The sequence below is a fragment of the Kitasatospora sp. NPDC001159 genome, from assembly GCF_053598235.1.
Window position 1 is genome coordinate 12,457 of the sequence record NZ_JBSFJV010000002.1, and the last position, 16,823, is coordinate 29,279.

The 16,823-nt window shown below is 73.0% G+C and carries 17 protein-coding genes and 2 pseudogenes; 5 read left to right on the forward strand and 14 right to left on the reverse strand.

Annotation, left to right across the window (positions count from 1 at the left end):
• Nucleotides 1–53: 53 nt before the first annotated feature.
• From ACWC9T_RS01485 to ACWC9T_RS01495, 3 genes are read right to left on the reverse strand one after another with little or no spacing between them, the layout of a single operon-like run.
• Complete coding sequence (locus ACWC9T_RS01485; protein WP_449819037.1) at nucleotides 54–185, reverse strand: hypothetical protein; 132 nt, start codon at nucleotides 183–185, stop codon at nucleotides 54–56.
• On the reverse strand, nucleotides 173–424 hold the full coding sequence (locus ACWC9T_RS01490; protein ID WP_449819038.1) for a hypothetical protein: 252 nt from the start codon (nucleotides 422–424) through the stop codon (nucleotides 173–175). The genes ACWC9T_RS01485 and ACWC9T_RS01490 overlap by 13 nt, the downstream gene beginning before the upstream one ends.
• The gene (locus tag ACWC9T_RS01495) at nucleotides 421–786 is read right to left on the reverse strand and encodes an ATP-binding protein (RefSeq protein WP_449819039.1); all 366 of its coding nucleotides are present in this window, start codon (nucleotides 784–786) and stop codon (nucleotides 421–423) included. Before ACWC9T_RS01495 ends, ACWC9T_RS01490 begins: the two co-directional genes overlap by 4 nt.
• 270 nt (nucleotides 787–1,056) lie before the next feature.
• Between ACWC9T_RS01495 and ACWC9T_RS01500 the strand changes: the two genes are divergently transcribed.
• On the forward strand, nucleotides 1,057–1,923 hold the full coding sequence (locus tag ACWC9T_RS01500; protein ID WP_449819040.1) for a helix-turn-helix domain-containing protein: 867 nt from the start codon (nucleotides 1,057–1,059) through the stop codon (nucleotides 1,921–1,923).
• Nucleotides 1,916–2,113, forward strand: a complete 198-nt coding sequence (locus ACWC9T_RS01505; protein ID WP_449819041.1) for a DUF397 domain-containing protein — start codon at nucleotides 1,916–1,918, stop codon at nucleotides 2,111–2,113. Before ACWC9T_RS01500 ends, ACWC9T_RS01505 begins: the two co-directional genes overlap by 8 nt.
• Nucleotides 2,114–2,175: 62 nt before the next feature.
• Here ACWC9T_RS01505 and hutI read toward each other — a convergent pair whose 3' ends face one another.
• The 4 genes from hutI to hutU are packed head-to-tail and all read right to left on the reverse strand — an operon-like array spanning nucleotide 2,176 to nucleotide 7,613.
• Nucleotides 2,176–3,351, reverse strand: a complete 1,176-nt coding sequence (gene hutI, locus ACWC9T_RS01510; protein WP_449819042.1) for an imidazolonepropionase — start codon at nucleotides 3,349–3,351, stop codon at nucleotides 2,176–2,178.
• A gap of 34 nt (nucleotides 3,352–3,385) precedes the next feature.
• Nucleotides 3,386–4,753 carry a formimidoylglutamate deiminase gene (locus ACWC9T_RS01515; RefSeq protein ID WP_449819043.1) on the reverse strand — a complete coding sequence of 456 codons (1,368 nt, stop codon included), beginning with the start codon at nucleotides 4,751–4,753 and terminating at the stop codon, nucleotides 3,386–3,388.
• A complete protein-coding gene (locus ACWC9T_RS01520) occupies nucleotides 4,744–5,925 on the reverse strand; it encodes an allantoate amidohydrolase (RefSeq protein ID WP_449819188.1) in 1,182 nt (393 codons plus the stop codon). Before ACWC9T_RS01520 ends, ACWC9T_RS01515 begins: the two co-directional genes overlap by 10 nt.
• 20 nt (nucleotides 5,926–5,945) lie before the next feature.
• Entirely contained in the window at nucleotides 5,946–7,613 is a 1,668-nt protein-coding gene (hutU, locus tag ACWC9T_RS01525) for a urocanate hydratase (protein ID WP_449819044.1), read from the reverse strand.
• A 191-nt stretch (nucleotides 7,614–7,804) separates the two neighbouring features.
• On the opposite strand from hutU, the gene ACWC9T_RS01530 reads away from it, so the two are divergent.
• Nucleotides 7,805–8,377 (forward strand): Uma2 family endonuclease, encoded by a 573-nt coding sequence (locus ACWC9T_RS01530; RefSeq protein WP_449819045.1) that lies wholly within the window; start codon nucleotides 7,805–7,807, stop codon nucleotides 8,375–8,377.
• A 1-nt stretch (nucleotide 8,378) separates the two neighbouring features.
• On the opposite strand, the gene ACWC9T_RS01535 is transcribed toward ACWC9T_RS01530, so the two are convergent.
• Nucleotides 8,379–8,699 carry a hypothetical protein gene (locus ACWC9T_RS01535; RefSeq protein WP_449819046.1) on the reverse strand — a complete coding sequence of 107 codons (321 nt, stop codon included), beginning with the start codon at nucleotides 8,697–8,699 and terminating at the stop codon, nucleotides 8,379–8,381.
• A 90-nt stretch (nucleotides 8,700–8,789) separates the two neighbouring features.
• Nucleotides 8,790–9,659, reverse strand: coding sequence for a MurR/RpiR family transcriptional regulator (locus ACWC9T_RS01540; protein ID WP_449819047.1), 870 nt, complete (start codon nucleotides 9,657–9,659; stop codon nucleotides 8,790–8,792).
• Nucleotides 9,660–9,887: 228 nt separating this feature from the next.
• On the opposite strand from ACWC9T_RS01540, the gene ACWC9T_RS01545 reads away from it, so the two are divergent.
• Entirely contained in the window at nucleotides 9,888–10,310 is a 423-nt protein-coding gene (locus ACWC9T_RS01545) for a hypothetical protein (protein ID WP_449819048.1), read from the forward strand.
• Nucleotides 10,311–10,338: 28 nt separating this feature from the next.
• Here the strand turns inward: ACWC9T_RS01545 and hutH are convergent, their stop codons facing one another.
• Nucleotides 10,339–11,922 carry a histidine ammonia-lyase gene (hutH, locus tag ACWC9T_RS01550; RefSeq protein ID WP_449819049.1) on the reverse strand — a complete coding sequence of 528 codons (1,584 nt, stop codon included), beginning with the start codon at nucleotides 11,920–11,922 and terminating at the stop codon, nucleotides 10,339–10,341.
• Nucleotides 11,923–12,072: 150 nt separating this feature from the next.
• Nucleotides 12,073–12,707, reverse strand: a pseudogene (locus ACWC9T_RS01555) (nucleotide disphospho-sugar-binding domain-containing protein); the annotation flags it as partial.
• Between ACWC9T_RS01555 and ACWC9T_RS01560 the strand changes: the two are divergent.
• Nucleotides 12,707–13,051 (forward strand): TetR-like C-terminal domain-containing protein, encoded by a 345-nt coding sequence (locus tag ACWC9T_RS01560; protein WP_449819189.1) that lies wholly within the window; start codon nucleotides 12,707–12,709, stop codon nucleotides 13,049–13,051. The pseudogene ACWC9T_RS01555 and the gene ACWC9T_RS01560 sit on opposite strands and share 1 nt — an antisense overlap.
• Here the strand turns inward: ACWC9T_RS01560 and ACWC9T_RS01565 are convergent.
• The 3 genes and pseudogenes from ACWC9T_RS01565 to ACWC9T_RS01575 all read right to left on the reverse strand — a co-directional run bounded on the left by ACWC9T_RS01565 (nucleotide 13,029) and on the right by ACWC9T_RS01575 (nucleotide 16,804).
• Nucleotides 13,029–13,397, reverse strand: coding sequence for a hypothetical protein (locus ACWC9T_RS01565; protein ID WP_449819050.1), 369 nt, complete (start codon nucleotides 13,395–13,397; stop codon nucleotides 13,029–13,031). The two genes, ACWC9T_RS01560 and ACWC9T_RS01565, sit on opposite strands and share 23 nt — an antisense overlap.
• An 808-nt stretch (nucleotides 13,398–14,205) precedes the next feature.
• Nucleotides 14,206–15,360, reverse strand: a pseudogene (locus ACWC9T_RS01570) (diguanylate cyclase domain-containing protein); the annotation flags it as partial.
• Nucleotides 15,361–15,682: 322 nt separating this feature from the next.
• On the reverse strand, nucleotides 15,683–16,804 hold the full coding sequence (locus tag ACWC9T_RS01575; protein WP_355669762.1) for an adenylate/guanylate cyclase domain-containing protein: 1,122 nt from the start codon (nucleotides 16,802–16,804) through the stop codon (nucleotides 15,683–15,685).
• Between the last annotated feature and the right edge of the window lie 19 nt (nucleotides 16,805–16,823).

Consider the following 16,823-nt stretch of genomic DNA (forward strand, 5'->3'; position numbering starts at 1 on the left):
GCGGGCGCTCGCGAGGCCCTCGGCCTGGGTGGGCGAGGGCCTGCGCGTGGGCGTCAGGGCTGGTCGTCGCAGTCCTCGGGGCGCCGCATCTTGAGGGTCGCGATGACGCCGAGGGCGACGGTGGCGATCGCGAGGGCGAGGAGGGCGACGAAGATCGCGCCGACGAAGAACTTCACCGGTGCCACGGCTCGTCCCTCTCCAGGTCGCGGAGGAGGTGGAGGAGGTTGAGCAGAGTACTGACGGGCGCGTTGCCGAAGTCGACGAGGATGCGGCCGTCGAGGGTCGTCTCGCCGGGCGAGGCGGAGCCCCAGAGGAGGCCGTGCGGCAGGCCTCTGCGGTGCAGCTCGCCGAGGAGGGCGGTGAGTTGGGGCTGGGTGTAGTCGCGCATCCGGGGGTCGTCCGGGGCGATGGGGTCGCGGGTCACGCGTCGGAGTCCAGCTCGTACCAGGTGGTTTTGCCGCGCTTCTGGGGGTCGACGCCCCAGCGGTGGGTGAGGCCCTCGACGAGTTGGAGGCCACGACCGGTCTCGGCGATGCCGGAGGGGGTGCGCGGCTGCGGGAGGGCGTCGCTCTCGTCGGAGACGGTGACCCTGAGGGTGCGGTCGAAGAGGGAGAACCAGACGACGGGCGCGGGGGTGCCGCCGTGCCTCCAGGCGTTGACGATCAGCTCGCAGAGGGCGAGTTCGGCGTTGAAGATGGTGTCGGCGTCCCAGCCGCCGCTGCGGGTCATGGCGTCCCGCAGGGCCTGGCGGGAGAGGGTGAGCGAGGGGGTGTTACGGGTGCACACGGGAACCTCCGGGAGGCTGTGGTGTGGGGAGAGGAGTGAAGGGATGACGGTCGTCGCCGTGAGCCAGGCCGGGGCACGGCTGCTCTGCGGCGCGCGAGGGCAGCAGGCGCCTACTGCCTTGAATGCAGGCATTACTGACGATCCGTCGGATCGAGCTGAGAGCGACGATAGCGCGGTCCGCCACAGATTTGTGGCGGACCGCAAGAAGTTCCCTCTAACGTGGCAGCGCCTCTGAGGCAGACTGGTCCCACGACCAGCAGAGAGGACCACATGGCGCTTCGACCGAATCCGACCCTCCGTCAACTGCGGCTGGGCGCCGAGCTGCGTAGGATGCGGGAGCAGGCGGGGCTTGGCGGCAGTCAACTTGCCCGTGCGCTGGGCATCAATCCCGCCCACGTGACGCAGATGGAGAGTGGCAAGACCGGCATCAGTGTCGAACGCCTGCGCACGATCGCCGCGTTGTGCATGTGCGCCAACGAGCCTCTGATCGAGGCGTTGGCGGAGATCATCACGGACCGGGGCAAGGGCGCTTGGTGGGAGGAGTATCGCGGGACTCTCTCAGACGACTTCCTTGAGGTCGCCGAGGTTGAAGGCCATGCCCGCAGGCTCTCGACTTACACGATGGCCTTCATCCCTGGCCTTCTCCAGACCAACGCATATACCGGTGCTGTCTTTGATCGCTCCCTAACACCGCTCCCACACCATGAGGTCGACCAGAGAACGGCCTTCCGAATGCGACGACAAGACGTCGTTCGCTCCGGCGCAACGCCATATTCCGCCTATATCCATGAGGCGGCTCTACGCATGCAGTTCAGTGGGCCCGCGATTCAAGCCGAACAGCTCCGTAGCCTCATCGAAGACTCCGAGCGGCCGACCATCTCGATCCGAGTCGTGCTGTTCGACGTCGATGCGCTTCCTCTCAACTACGAGAACTTCACCTATGTCGAAGGACCGATCCCGGAACTGGACACAGTGCAGACGGACTCCAGCGTCGGCAACGTGCTCTTCGATGCACCAGCCCACCTCGCCAGGTTCCGATCTATGCTCGCCCGGCTCGAATCGGCGGCCATCTCGGAAGATGACTCCCGAGAGTTCATTCGATCCGTCAAGAAGGACATGGAAAGCAAGTATGCCTAACTCTACCTGGAAGAAGTCTAGTTACTCAGGCGCAAACTCCGACTGCATTGAGGTGCGGACCGTCGACGGGGCTATCGAACTCCGCGAGTCCGACGAGGGCGACGTCATCGTCCGCACCACCCGTCTCAGCCTCGCCAACTTCCTCCAGGGCGCGAAGTCCGGCGAGTTCGACCACCTCACCACCCCCTGAGCGGGGGCAGTGAAGAGCCCCCGCGCCCGCCACCCCGGGGGCGCGGGGGCCGTCTACGGGTCCTAGACCTCCCGGACGCCTGATCGCCAGACCGCCGCCGTCAGCGGCACGCCCGGGCGGTACGCCAGGTGCACGTGCGAGGGCGCATCCAGCAGCAGCAGGTCAGCCCGCGCCCCTACCGCGACCGTCCCCACATCACTGCGCCGCAGCGCGTGCGCGCCGCCCGCCGTGGCCGCCCAGACCGCCTCGTCCGGGGTCATCCCCATCTCCCGCACCGCCACCGCGATGCAGAACGCCATCGAACTGGTGAAGCTGGAGCCCGGGTTGCAGTCCGTCGAGAGCGCCACCACCGCGCCCGCGTCCAGCAGCCGACGGCCGCTCGGGTACTCGGCACGGGTGGAGAACTCCGCCCCCGGCAGCAGCGTCGCGACCGTCGCCGAACCCGCCAGCGCCGCCACGTCCTCGTCCGTCAGGTGGGTACAGTGGTCCGCCGAGGCGGCCCCCAGCTCCACCGCGAGCTGCACGCCGGGCCCGTACGTGAGCTGGTTGGCGTGCACCCGGGGGGTGAGGCCGCGCTCGATGCCGGCGGTGAGGACGGCCCGTGCCTGGTCGCCGTCGAAGGCGCCCTTCTCGCAGAACACGTCCACCCAACGGGCGTGCGGCGCACAGGCGTCCAGCATCTCGCCGGTGACCAGGTCGACGTAGCCGGCCGGGTCCTCGGCGTACTCGGGGGCCACCACGTGCGCGCCCAGGTAGGTGGTCTCCGGGGTGTGCTTCGCGGCGATCCGCAGGGAGCGCGCTTCGTCCTCGACCGTCAGTCCGTAGCCGGACTTGCACTCGATGGTGGTGGTGCCCTGGCGCAGCGCCTCCCGGACGAACCGGGCCAGGTTCGCGTCCAGTTCGGCGTCGCTCGCCGCCCGGGTCGCCGCCACCGTGGTGCGGATGCCGCCCGCCGTGTACGACTGCCCGGACATCCGGGCGTTGAACTCGGCGGTGCGGTCGCCCGCGAACACCAGGTGGGCGTGCGAGTCGACGAAGCCGGGCAGCAGCGCCCGGCCCTCGGCGTCGAAGCGCTCGTCCGCGGCCGGGGCCTGCGCCGCCGGGCCGACCCAGGCGACGGTGTCGCCGTCGACCACCACGGCTGCGTCGGTCAGCAGGCCGAGCGGCCCGGTGCCGTGCCCGAGGTCGTTGGTGACCAGGCTGCCGACGCCCGTGATCAAGGTGGTCCTGGTGCTCAAGGCAACGCCTTCCGAAGGGAGTTGAACAGGGATTTCAGCAGTCCAGCGCGCCGATCGCCGAGCGCAGCGCCCCCGGCACGTCGGCCACCAGCTGGTGCTCGCCGTCCCGGACGATGTGCCGCCCGCCGACCACCACGTGCCGCACGTCCGCCGCCGAGGCCGCGAAGACGGCGATCTCGGCACCGAGCCGGGGCGGCGGGCCCGCCGTACGGACGGTGTCCAGCGCGATCGCCGTGAAGTCGGCGAGCGCCCCGGCCTCGATCCGCCCGGCCTCGGGCCACCCCAGCGAGGCGTGCCCGTCCTCGCCGCCGGCCCGCAGCAGCGCGTTGGCCGTCCAGTGGCCGCGGGTCTGCGTGCGCAGCCGCTCGTTCAGCTCCAGCGCGCGGGCCTCCTCGAACGGGTCGATCACCGCGTGGCTGTCGCTGCCCAGGGTGATCGGGCTGCCGGCCGAGGCGAGCCGGCGGGCCGGGCCGATGCCGTCGGCGAGGTCCCGCTCGGTGGTGGGGCACATGCAGACGGTGGTGGAGGAGTCGGCGAGGAGCTTGACGTCCTCGTCGGTGAGGTGGGTGGCGTGCACGGCCGAGGTGCGCGGGCCGAGCGCGCCGTGGTCGGCGAGCAGCCGGGTCGGGGTGACGCCGTGCGCGGCGAGGCAGGCGTCGTTCTCGGCGGTCTGCTCGGACAGGTGGACGTGCAGCGGCGCCTTGCGCATCGCCGCCCAGTGAGCGACGGTGCCCAGTTGCTCGGCCGGGACGGCCCGGACCGAGTGGATGGCGGCGCCGATCCGGGCGTGCTCGCGCGGCTTGAGCGCGTCCGCCCGTACCGCCCAGGCTTCGGCGTCGCCGTCGCTGAACCGCAGCTGCGGGTGCGTCGGTTCGGCGCCGAAGCCGGAGGACAGGTAGCAGGTGTCCAGCAGGGTGATCCGGATGCCGGCCCGGGCGGCGGCCTCGATCAGCGCCTCGCCCATCGCGTTCGGGTCGGTGTAGCGGGCGCCGCCGGGCGCGTGGTGCAGGTAGTGGAACTCGCCGACGGCGGTGATCCCGGCGAGCGCCATCTCGGCGTAGACGGCGGTGGCGAGCTCCAGGTAGGTGTCCGGGTCGAGCGCGCCGGCGAACCGGTACATGGTGTCGCGCCAGGTCCAGAACGTCCCGGAGCCGACCTGGACGTGCCCGCGCAGTGCCCGGTGGAAGGCGTGCGAGTGGGCGTTGGCCTGGCCGGGCACCAGCAGGCCGTCGAGGCGGACGGCGCCGGGCGGGCAGGGACCGCTGTCCGGGGTCACGGACGTGATCCGGCCGCCGGGGCCGGTGGCGATCAGCACGTCCTGCCGGACCACCGGCCCGTCGTTCTGCGGCAGCCAGGCGTACTGCGCCCAGTAGGTCACTGGGGTCGATGCGGTCAGTGGCACGCCAGGTCCTCCAGTACGTCGGCGAGGGCGGCGACCCCGGACAGGCAGTCGGCCTCCTCGGCGCGTTCGGCCGGGGAGTGCGAGACGCCGGTGGGGTTGCGCACGAACAGCATGGCGGTCGGGATGACGGACGCCAGGATGCCGGCGTCGTGTCCCGCGCCGGTGGGCAGCACCGGGGCGTCGAGCAGCTTGGCGAGCCGGTCACGCAGCGGGCCGTCGAAGTCCACCACCGGGGTGTAGGACTCGCGGGTCAGCTCGACCCGGACGCCGTCGCGCCCGCCGCGCTCGGCGGCGGCCCGCTCGATCTCGGCGACCAGCTCGGTGAGGGTGGCCTCGTCGGCGGCCCGGGAGTCCAGCCAGCCGCGCACCAGCGAGGCGATCGCGTTGGTGCCGTTGGGCTCGACCGCGACCTTGCCGAAGGTGGCCAGCGCACCCGCGAGCTTCGCCTTCTTGCGGGCGGCGAGCACGGTGTTGGCGAAGGTCAGCATCGGGTCGCGGCGGTCCTCGATCCGGGTGGTGCCGGCGTGGTTGGCCTCGCCGTGGAAGTCGAACCGCCACCGGCCGTGCGGCCAGATCGCGCTGGCCACGCCGACCGGCTGCCCCTCGGCGAGGTGGCGGCCCTGCTCGACGTGGAGTTCGACGAAGGCGCCGATCCGGGCCAGGCGCTCGTCGTCCGCACCGATCGCGGTCGGGTCGTAGCCGGCCTTCTCCATCGCGTCGGGCAGCCGCAGGCCGTCGGCGTCGCGCAGCTCGTACGCGTCCTCGCGGGAGAGCACCCCGGCGCTCAGCCGGGAGCCGATGCAGGCCACGCCGAACCGGGCGCCCTCCTCGTCACCGAAGTTGACGATCGCCAGCGGCCGGGTGAACTCGGCTCCCCTGGCGCGGAGTTCGTCCAGCGCGGCGAAGGAGGAGACCACCCCGAGCGGGCCGTCGAAGGCGCCGCCGTCCGGGACGGAGTCCAGGTGCGAGCCGGTGACGATCGCCCCCGGGGCGGTCGGGTCGCCCAGCCAGGCCCACTGGTTGCCGTTGTGGTCCAGCTCGTACGTCAGGCCGCGGCTGCGGGCCTGCTGCTCGAACCAGGCGCGGCACTCGGCGTCGGCGGAGTTCCAGGCGAAGCGGCGGTAGCCGCCGGAGGAGGCGGAGCGGCCCACGGGGAGCAGCTCCGCCCACATCTCTTCGAACGAAGAAACCGTCACAGCTCGCCCATCGGGACGCGGACCCCGCGCTCGGCGGCGACCTCGGTGGCCCGGTCGTAGCCGGCGTCCACGTGCCGGATGACGCCCATGCCCGGGTCATTGGTGAGCACGCGGCGGATCTTCTCCCCGGCCAGCGCGGTGCCGTCGGCGACGGTGACCTGGCCGGCGTGGATCGAGCGGCCGATGCCGACGCCGCCGCCGTGGTGGATGGACACCCAGGAGGCGCCGGAGGCCACGTTGACCATGGCGTTGAGCAGCGGCCAGTCGGCGATCGCGTCCGAGCCGTCCAGCATCGCCTCGGTCTCCCGGTACGGGGAGGCCACCGAGCCGCAGTCCAGGTGGTCGCGGCCGATCACGATCGGGGCGGACAGCTCACCGGAGGCGACCATGTCGTTGAAGCGCTCGCCGGCCTTGTCGCGCTCGCCGTAGCCGAGCCAGCAGATGCGCGCGGGCAGGCCCTGGAAGTGCACCTTCTCCTGGGCCATCTTGATCCAGCGGGCCAGCGACTCGTTCTCCGGGAAGAGGTCGAGGACGGCCTTGTCGGTCTTGTGGATGTCCTGCGGGTCGCCGGACAGCGCCGCCCAGCGGAACGGGCCCTTGCCCTCGCAGAACAGCGGGCGGATGTACGCCGGGACGAAGCCGGGGAAGGCGAAGGCGCGGTCGTAGCCGGCCAGCTGGGCCTCGCCGCGGATCGAGTTGCCGTAGTCGAAGACCTCGGCGCCGCGGTCCAGGAAGCCGACCATCGCCTCGACGTGCGTGGCCATCGACTCGCGCGAGCGCTGGGTGAACTCGGCGGGCTTCTCGGCTGCGTAGGTCGCCATGTCGTCGAAGTCGACGCCGATCGGCAGGTAGCTGAGCGGGTCGTGGGCGCTGGTCTGGTCGGTGACGATGTCGATCGGCGCGTCCATCGCGAGCAGCTGCGGGACCAGCTCGGCGGCGTTGCCCAGCACGCCGATGGAGAGCGGCTGCTTCTTGTCGCGGGCGGCGGTGGCGAGCTCCAGCGCGTGGGAGAGGTCCTTGGCCTCGACGTCCAGGTAGCGGTGCTCGATCCGGCGGGCGATGCGGGACGGGTCGCAGTCGATGCAGATCGCCACGCCGCCGTTCATGGTGACGGCCAGCGGCTGGGCGCCGCCCATCCCGCCGAGCCCGGCGGTGAGGGTGATGGTGCCCTCCAGCGTGCCGTTGAAGCGCTTGTTGGCGACGGCGGCGAAGGTCTCGTAGGTGCCCTGGAGGATGCCCTGGGTGCCGATGTAGATCCAGGAACCGGCGGTCATCTGGCCGTACATGGTGAGCCCGAGGCTCTCCAGGCGGCGGAACTCCTCCCAGTTGGCCCAGTCGCCGACCAGGTTGGAGTTGGCGATGAGCACGCGCGGCGCCCACTCGTGGGTCTGCATCACGCCGACCGGCCGACCGGACTGGACCAGCATGGTCTCGTCCTGCTTCAGGCCCTGCAGCGTCTTCACCATGGCGTCGAAGGAGCGCCAGTCGCGGGCGGCCTTGCCGGTGCCGCCGTAGACCACCAGCTTCGACGGGTGCTCGGCCACCTCGGGGTCGAGGTTGTTCATCAGCATCCGCAGGGCAGCCTCCTGCTGCCACCCCTGCGTCGTGAGTCCCGTCCCGCGCGCCGCACGCACCTCTCGCGGTCCGCTCGTCTGCTGCACCATGTCCCGGCCTCCCTGCGGATGGATTCATTCAAGTTCGGTCCGGCTGAATATATCTAAACAGCCAGCTTTCGACCAGACCCTGAAACCGATCGAGCCAATCCGATCAGCCACGCCGCGAAGCGGGTTCGCGCGCTAGCCTGAACCCGGCGAACACCAGCCACTCGGCCCAGCGCCAGGGAACGGAGGACAGGATGACGGCCATCGGCGTGCGGCCCGGCAGACTCCGGGATGTGGCGGAGGAGATCGAGCGGAGCACCGGCCTCCGCGTACAGATCATCGGAGGAACCCTGGTGATGCCCCCGACCCCACGCGGCAAGCAAGCGGGGACCGTCAAGCGCCTGTCCCGCCAGCTCGACGCCGGGCTCCCGGTCGGCCTCGGTGCCTACGAGGTCTCGTCGATCAACATGCCGGACAACGCGGAGGACTACGCGACGCCAGATCTGGTCGTCCTGCCGTCCGGCTGGGAGGACGACGACAACTGGCTGGCCGACCCGCACGATGTCGAGCTCGCCGTGGAGGTCATCTCCACCCCTGAGCGAGTCAGCTTCATTGCGGCCAAGACCAACTGGTACGCGATCGCAGGCGTGCCGGTCCTCCTCGCGGTCGACCCCCGCAAGGGCGCCTGGACACTCCACACCCACCCCCGCGACGGCGAATACCAGGGCGTCCTGCACGGCAAGTACGGCGAGCCCGTCCCACTGCCCTCGCCGCTGCCCGCCGAGTTGGACACCTCCGGTCTCCCCCTGTACGCGCCCCGCAGCTGAGTCAGGCCGCCTCGTCGCCGTCCCAGTCGATGCCGATCTCGGCCAGCCAGCGGCGGTCGGCGGCGTCGGGGGCGGGTGGGGACGGCGGGCGGGGGATGTTCTGGACGGGGCCGAGGCCGTACTTCTCGGCTGCGGCGGCCGCGCGGGCGTCGGGTTCGATGACGCCGACGTGGACGGCGGACTCGTCACCCGGGTCGAGGACGGTCAGTTCGGGTTCGGGCAGTCGCCGCAGGGTGACGCGGCGTCCGCAGGCGGGGCAGGACCATTCGTCGGCACCCGAGGCCAGGCGGGCGACGAACTTCATCTCGTGGATCACGCGCATAGGCGGCACCCCCTGCTGTAGGGGATGCCCGGGTTCGTGTCGAGTACTCCCCCGGCCGTTGTTCCACGCTGCGCCGATTCCAGGCCGGGCCTACTCCAGGAAGAGGCCACGGGCCGTCGCGGACTGCTCGATCGCCTCCAACCGGGCCTCCGCGCCCGGGAGTTCGTCGCACATGGTCTGCAGCAGCACCCGGCCGAGCATCATCGGGGCGCAGGCGGTGTCGAAGACCAGCCCGGTGCCGACGGCCGCGGGCAGCATCAGGTCGGAGAGCTTGGCGACCGGGGAGAAGGCGCTGTCAGCCACGGTGAGCACGGTCAGCCCGCACTCGCGGGCCACCGCCAGCGCGTCCATCAGCTCCCGCGGGTAGCGCGGCAGCGCGAAGCAGAGCAGCGCGGTGGCCCCGGCCGCGGCGGCCTGTTCCAGCCGGTCGGCGAGCATGCTGCCGCCCTCGTCCAGCAGCCGGATGTCCGGGTGCACCTTGGAGGCGAAGTACGCGAAGCCGCGTGCCTGCGCCGAGGCGGCCCGCAGGCCGAGCACCGGCAGCGGGCGGGAGGCGGCGAGCAGCCGGGCGGCCCGGGTGATCGGCTCGGGGTCGGCGAGCAGTTCGGCGAGGTGGCGCAGGTGCTCGATCTCGGCGAGCACGGCCTGCTGGTGCTCGTTGCGCACCGCGTCGGCCGGGGTCTCCGGCGCGGCCGGCTCTCCCGCGCCGAGTTCGCGCAGCTGCCTGCGCAGCGCCGGGTAGCCGTCGTACCCGAGCGCGACCGCGAAGCGGGTGACGGAGGGCTGGCTCACCCCGGCGAGTTCGGCCACCTCGACGCTGGAGAGGAACGGCGCCTCACTGGCGTGCCGGACCAGCGAGTGCGCGATCCGCCGCTGGGTGGGCGTCAGCCGGCGGCCTTCGAACAGCTGCAGCAGCCGGGCGGAGGGGCCGACGGTGCCGGCCTCGTCGATGGCGGTCATCTGGTACCTCCGGATGCGAGCAGTTCGGACGACGACTGTGCAGCAGCGCGACGCGCCTGGCAAAGACGTCTCGTACGACGGGACGCCCCGTGAGACGTCCCGGACATCGGACAGCGGGCCGACCAGGGGCCGACAGGACTCGGGGTAACCCTGATTTCTCCCTGAGCCCGCCCGGATTCCCCCCGCGAACGGATGGACCGGTCCCCGCGGCGGCCCCAGGCTAAGGGCATGGACACTCGCCAGGACGACCTGCGGCGCGACCTCGACGCCACCCTGCAGGCCCGCAAGGAACTCGGCAAGGAGTACGAGGAGGAACTCGTGGACTCCTTCATGAAGCGCCTCGACGCCCGCCTGGACGCCCGGGTCGAGCGCTCGGTCGCCGAGCGGATGGACGACTACGCGCCCTCCTACCGGGACCGCGACCGCGGCCGGGACCGCCGCAGGTGGGGCCCGGGCCGGCCCGGCAACCGACTGGCGGTGGTCTCGCTGGCCTTCGGCATCCCGCTGACCGCCATCGCCAGCAGCCCCGAAAGCGGCGGCTTCGCCGGCCTGCTGGCCTGCTGGGCCGGCATCGTCGGGGTCAACTTCGCAGCCGCGCTGGGCAACCGCCGCGACCGCCGGGACCAGCGGCCGCGGGGCGAATGGGACTGAGTCCCCATCACCCCGCGCCCACGGCACCTCAGGCCAGCGGCCCGGTGACCCGCTCCACGGCCCGCACCAGGTCACCGGAGGCGACCAGCGCGGCGGCGGCCTCCAGGTCCGGCGAGAGGAAGCGGTCCCGGCCGGCGCCGCCGACCCCCGCCTCGCGGGCGGCGGCCAGCGCGGCCGCGGTGGCCGGGGCCGGTCGACCAGCGGATTCGGCCTGCTGGCGGATCTCCAGCGCACGGGCCGCGGCGGTCAGTTCGACGGCCAAAATCCGGCCGAGGTTCTCCACCGCCTGACGCAGCTTGCGGGCGGCCGACCAGCCCATCGACACGTGGTCCTCCTGCATCGCGGAGGACGGGATCGAGTCGACCGAGGCCGGGACGGCGAGCCGCTTGTTCTCGCTGACCAGCGCCGCCTGGGTGTACTGGGCGATCATCAGGCCGGAGTCCACGCCCGGGTCGTCGGCCAGGAAGGCCGGCAGGCCGTGCGAGCGGGCCTTGTCGAGCAGCCGGTCGGTGCGGCGCTCGGAGATCGAACCGAGGTCGGCGGCCGCGATGGCGAGGAAGTCCAGCACGTACGCGACCGGCGCACCGTGGAAGTTGCCGTTGGACTCCACCCGGCCGTCCGGCAGCACCACCGGGTTGTCCACCGAGGCGGCCAGCTCGCGCGAGGCGACCAGCTGGGCGTGCGCCAGGGTGTCCCGGCCGGCCCCGGCCACCTGCGGAGCGCAGCGGATCGAGTAGGCGTCCTGGACCCGCGGCGCGTCGTCCTGGTGGTGGCCGGTGAGGCCGGAGCCCTTGAGCATGGCCAGCATGTTGGCGGCGCTCAGCGCCTGGCCGGGGTGCGGGCGGATCGGGGCGTGCAGCTCGGGGGCGAGCACCTTGTCGGTGCCGAGCAGCGCCTCCAGGGTCATCGCGGCGGTGATGTCGGCGGTGGTGAACAGGCGGCTGAGGTCGGCGATGGCCATCACCAGCATGCCGAGCATGCCGTCGGTGCCGTTGATGAGGGCCAGGCCCTCCTTCTCCAGCAGCTCGACCGGCTCGATGCCGGCGGCGGCGAGCAGCTCGGCGACGGGCTTCTCCACCCCGTCCGGGCCGGTGGCGGTGCCCTCGCCCATCAGCACCAGCGCGCAGTGCGACAGCGGCGCGAGGTCGCCGGAGCAGCCGAGCGAGCCGAACTCCCGGACCACCGGGGTGATGCCGGCGTTGAGCAGGGCGGCCATGGTCTGCGCGACCAGCGGCCGCACGCCGGTACGGCCGGAGGCCAGCGTCTTCATCCGCAGGAACATCAGCGCGCGGACCACCTCGCGCTCGACCGCCGGGCCCATGCCGGCCGCGTGCGAGCGCACCAGCGAGCGCTGGAGCTGAGCGCGCAGCTCGGGGCTGATGTGCCGGACGGCGAGCGCGCCGAAGCCGGTCGACACGCCGTAGACGGGGCGCGGCTCGGCCGCGAGGGCGTCGATCCGCGCGCGGGCGGCCGCCATCTCGGCCAGCGCGTCGGGACCGATCTCGACCCGGGCATTGCCCCGGGCGACGGCCAGCACGTCGTCCGCGCTGACGTCGGCCTTGCCGACCTGGACCAGCGGAGCGTCGGGGGCCACAGCACTGTGCATATCCATATACACAATCACAGCAGGTGAATGAAGATATGACAACAGCTGTTCGTCATCCGGATTCTCCGACGCCCGGATCCGCGCCGCACCCCGGGGCCACGGCCAGGGCCTGTCCCTCGGGCTTTCGCGGCCCGGCAAGGACCCAAGAGACAGGACCTATCCCTTCAGCTCGGCCTCGATCAGGTCCGCCGCCCGCCGGGTGCCGCCCTCCGCGCGGCCCGCGGCGGACAGCACCGCCAGCCGTTCGGCCACCACCGGGTCGCCGACCAGCTCCAGCAGGGCGCCGCGCAGCGCCTCCGGAGCGGCCTGGCTGTCCAGGCGGCGGGCGACGCCGAGGCCGACCAGGGCGTCCGCATCGGCGAACTGGTCGGCGCCCTGCGGGACGGCGATCATCGGCACGGCATGGAACAGCCCCTCGCTGGAACCGCCCATCCCCGCATGGGTGACGAACGCGTCCGCCTGGGCGAGCACCGACAGCTGGGGCACCCAGCGGCGCACCTCGACGGTGTCCGGCACCTCGCCGAGTTCCGCCAGGTCGGTGTGCGCGCCGACTTGCAGCACGGTGTGCCAGCCGGGCAGGTCGCCGAAGGCCCGCACGCAGGCCCGGTAGAAGGCGGGCCGGTGGGTTAGGCGGAGCCGAGGGAGACCAGCAGCACCTTCTCGACGCCGGCCGGACGCTCCCACCGCCCCTGGTGGGCGCGGTCGCCGAAGCAGGGCCCGACGAAGCTGAAGCGCCGCTCGTCGACCCGGTCCGCGTGGGGCTGGAGCGCGCGCGGGACGGCGGGCCGTCCTGCGCCCCACCAGCGACGAGCTCACCGACCCGGGCGCCGACCGCACCTACCGCGCCATCATCGCCGAGATCCTCAACGACCCCGCGCTGCACGCCGAGTACCGCGCCCGCCTGCTGGACCCGCTGCTGGAGATCACCCGCGACCGCCTCCGCACCGCCCGCGAGGCCGGTCAGCTCGCCCCCGACGCCGACCTCGACCTGGCCGTCGAGCTGCTCTACGGCCCGCTCTACTACCGCTGGCAGTACCGGCTCGGCCCGCTCACCCACGAGCACGCCGACCGCCTGGTCGACGCCGCCCTACGGGCCCTCAACCCTCCTGTGGCTAGCGGCCGTTCCGACGCCTGATCGCGTACACCAGCAGCACGACGACCAGCAGGACCACCAGCGCCGCAACGGCGAACCAGCCGAACACCGCGTCCAGCGCCCGCCCGACGACGCTGCGCCGGGCCTTCCTGATGCGCCGCGTCGCGGACATGTCGGTGATCCGGTGAGCCCGCAGGCCCGCCCGCGCGTGCGGCACCCGCCCAGGCGCCGTCCGCATGGGTGTCGCCCGCACCGGCGTTGGCGCCTGACCCGCCGGTCGCGCCACCGGCACCGGCACCTGCACCGCCGACGCCGGACCGGCCGCCGCCACCCCGCCGCCGAGCACCAGCACCCCGGCCACCGCCGCACCCACCAGCCGTCCGCCCACCGCCAGCCCCCGCTCCCAGGTCCACCCCCGTCACCTTCCCACCAGCCCGGCCACCGGCGGCAGGCCTCACCCCGAACCGCGACCCACCCGCGACACCCCGGTCACCAAACCGGCACACCCCCGCGTCGACCTGCCGCCGTTGCCACGGCAACCGGGAGGCCGCGCCCGGAGCGGGAACCGGTCGTCAAGGAACGTCCGGAGCGGGCGAGTTACCCGACGCCCGGCCTCCCCGGGGCCCTCACATCACCGGCGGCGAGGCCGCACCCGCCAGCGCCACCGCTACCAACGCCCGCATCGTGCAGGCGACTTGTCCCAGCGGCAGGGTCGCGTCGTCGGCGAACAGCTCCACCAGCCAGCCCCCGGCCGCGTTCTGCCCGCCGGCCGCGACCATCCCCCGGTAGCCGGAGACGACCAGCATCGCCTCCTCCGCCGGGTCGTTGCCCGCCGCGCCCGCGCGCAGCGCGAAGGCGCCGCCCCGGACGGCGCGGCGGGTCATCGGGTAGTGGCGCAGGTCGAAGACCGCGTCCGGGGCCTCGATCTGGGCCCGCTGGGTCTCGGCGCGGGTGCTGCTGGGGCCCCTGGTCATCCGGTAGACGGCGTGCTGGGCGGTACGCATCAGCTGGGAGCCGGGCGGGACGTAGGAGACCCACCAGCCGACCGCGTCGAGCAGCCGGGCGGAGGTCTCGGCGACCACGACCAGCTTGCCCAGGGTGTCGGCCGGGTGGACGGCCCGGGCGGCGGCGGCCTGGTCGAGGGCGGCGAGGACGGCGGTGAGCAGCTGGCCGGGGTCGGCGCTGTGGGCGGCGCCGCGGAAGCGCCGCCGGTCGGCCGCACCGACCCGCCCGCCGGGGCCGCGGCGGACGTCGGCGCGGTGGTGCGGGTCCGCGGCGTCGGCGAGCAGCACGGTGGGGTCGGGCGAGAAGCCGGGGCCGTGGCTGCGCCCGGCGACCACGGGGTGGGCGGCGCGGGCGGCCTTGGCCCGGTACTGGGCGGCGTCGGCGAGCCGGAAGAGCCGGTCGGGGGTGGTCACCGGCCCGATGGAGTCCCCGGTGGAGGCGACGCCGCAGGCGACCCCCTCGCCCTCGGACAGCGCCAGCGCCCGCGCGCACAGCTCCTCGGCGACGGCGACCACCTCGTCGGCCTTCTGCCCCTCCGCCAACAGGCAGAACTCGTCCCCGCCGAGCCGGGCGGCCAGGCTGCCGGGCAGCTTGGCGGCGGCCAGCGACAGCTGGTGGGCGAAGCGCTCCAGCAGCCGGTCGCCCATCTCGTGGCCGAGCTGGTCGTTGACCCGCTTCAGCCCGTTGACGTCGCAGACCACCAGCGAGACCACGGTGTTGTCCCGGTTGTGCGCCTCCAGCGCGCTCTCCAGCCGGGCGTCGACCGCGCGCCGGTTGGCCAGGCCGGTGAGCGGGTCGGAGAAGGCGAGCTTGCGCAGGTCGGCCAGGCGCTCGGTCTGGGCGAGCCCGGCCGAGATCTGGGCGGCGAGCAGGGTCGCGTAGTCGGCGTCGGCCTCGGTGAACTCGGGCATCCCGATCGAGCGGGCGAGGTAGAGCTCGCCCCAGGCCTGCCCGTGCAGCACGATCGGCGCGACCGCGCAGCAGGCCCGGCCGCGCCGGCGCAGCGCCGCGGCGCGTTCCCGGCAGTACGCGCCAGCGGTCGGGTGCGCGTGTCCGGTGTGCGGTTCGGTGTTCTCGGCGGTCTGCACCCAGGCGCGCGGCAGGCGCCCGGTGGTCCAGCGCTCCTCCAGGTAGGTGACGATCTCCGGGAAGTCCGCGACCGGGTACGACTCGTCCTCCGGCAGCTCCTCCTCGCCGGGGGCGAGCTCCCCGTGGTTGACCAGTACCCGCAGTCGGCCGGACTCGCGGTCCCAGACCGAGACGGCGGTCATGGTGGCGCCGAGCGCCTCGGTGGCCCGGGCGGCGGCGGCCCGGACGGCCTCCAGCGGGGTGAGCGCGCCGGCCATGTCCTGGGCGAGTTCGACCACCGACTGCAGCCTCAGGTCGGGCAGCGGGTCGGGGCGGCGCTGGTCATCGCAGTCGCAGCCGCGGTCCGTCGTGATCGCCTCACTGCTCACCGGCTCGCCTCGCTCCCTGTGCTCGGTCCTGCCAGACCCCCGAAGCCGATCGCGCCCGTCCGGCCGCTTGCACCAAGACTATGGCGATTTCGTTCGGTTATGCCCCGTTTGCCCGGACGGACCTGCAGCGGACCGTACGACGTTCAACCGTTCGGCCACCCGGAGACCGTCACCCGGAGCCGCCCACCCGAGAGGGCCCCGCCCGCTAGTGCTAGTCCGCCTTCAGCCGCCGCGACAGCAGCCACGGCTCGACCAGCCCCAGCCCCCGCACCGGCCGCCGCCACATCGGCTGCAGGTGGAACCGGGCCCCCGCGTCCGGCCCCGGCATCGGCAACCCGGAGGCCGGCATCCCGGCGGCCACCGAGAGCGCCTCCGCCAGGCCCGGCCCCTCCGAGTCGGCCGGGGCGACGCTGCCGTTCTGCTCCAGCGCGGCGGCGAACTGCCCGTCGATCAGCACCGCGTCCTTGGGCGCGATCGAGGTGAGCCGGCTGGCCAGGTTCACCGTGGTGCCGAAGACGTCACCCATCCGCTGGGTGACCGTCCCGAAGGCCATGCCGACCCGCAGCGCCGGGATGGTGTCGTCCTCGGCCAGCGCCTCGATCAGGCTCAGCGCGATCTCGGCGGCGGTCGCCGGGTCCTCGGAGACGTAGAGGATCTCGTCGCCGAGGGTCTTGATCACCCGGCCGCCCTGCCCGACGATCAGGTCGGAGCAGGTGTTCTCGAAGGTCTCGACCAGTTCGCCGAGCTCCTCCTCCTCCAGCCGCCGCGACAGCCGGGTGAAGCCGACCAGGTCCGCGAAGCCGACCGCGAGCCGACCGCTGGTGATCTCGTGGTCCTCGGCCGCCTGCACCACCCGGCCGGTGACGGCGGCCAGCTGCCGCCGCCAGACGTACACGAGGAACTGCTCCAGCTCCGGCAGCAGCAGCTCGACCAGCGGGTACGCGACATCGGCGCGGGTCAGCCCGGGTTCGGCGGACTGGGTGAGGTTCTCCAGGAAGGTGTCCATCTGCCAGCCGGCCAGCCGGGCCGTGGTCTGACCGGTGGAGCGGGCCACCTGGATCGCCATCGACTCGCTGAGCAGCCCGGACTCGACCAGGCCGGCGAGGCGCCGCAGCGCGATCACGTCGCCGTCGGTGAGCGCCCGGGACTGGCCGATGTCGGGGAAGCCCATGGCCCGCCAGAAGCGGGTGGCCAGCTCCATCGGGACGTCGGCGGCGCGCGCGGCCTGGTACGGGGTGTAACGGCGTGGCGCGTCCAGGATCAGGCGTTCCAGTTCGAGCGCGACCGTGGGGTCGTGGGTGCCCGCCGTCCCGCTGCTGCCGTCCTCTGCCACCGGTCCGTCCCCGTGCGGT

Bases quoted from the DNA above. Each gene is read 5' to 3' on its own strand.
- hutU (WP_449819044.1), bottom strand. From the start codon at position 7,613: ATGGTGCAGCAGACGAGCGGACCGCGAGAGGTGCGTGCGGCGCGCGGG.
- ACWC9T_RS01500 (WP_449819040.1), top strand. From the start codon at position 1,057: ATGGCGCTTCGACCGAATCCGACCCTCCGTCAACTGCGGCTGGGCGCC.
- ACWC9T_RS01545 (WP_449819048.1), top strand. From the start codon at position 9,888: ATGGACACTCGCCAGGACGACCTGCGGCGCGACCTCGACGCCACCCTG.
- ACWC9T_RS01535 (WP_449819046.1), bottom strand. From the start codon at position 8,699: ATGCGCGTGATCCACGAGATGAAGTTCGTCGCCCGCCTGGCCTCGGGT.
- ACWC9T_RS01520 (WP_449819188.1), bottom strand. From the start codon at position 5,925: ATGTGGGCGGAGCTGCTCCCCGTGGGCCGCTCCGCCTCCTCCGGCGGC.
- hutH (WP_449819049.1), bottom strand. From the start codon at position 11,922: ATGGATATGCACAGTGCTGTGGCCCCCGACGCTCCGCTGGTCCAGGTC.
- ACWC9T_RS01505 (WP_449819041.1), top strand. From the start codon at position 1,916: ATGCCTAACTCTACCTGGAAGAAGTCTAGTTACTCAGGCGCAAACTCC.
- ACWC9T_RS01540 (WP_449819047.1), bottom strand. From the start codon at position 9,659: ATGACCGCCATCGACGAGGCCGGCACCGTCGGCCCCTCCGCCCGGCTG.
- ACWC9T_RS01530 (WP_449819045.1), top strand. From the start codon at position 7,805: ATGACGGCCATCGGCGTGCGGCCCGGCAGACTCCGGGATGTGGCGGAG.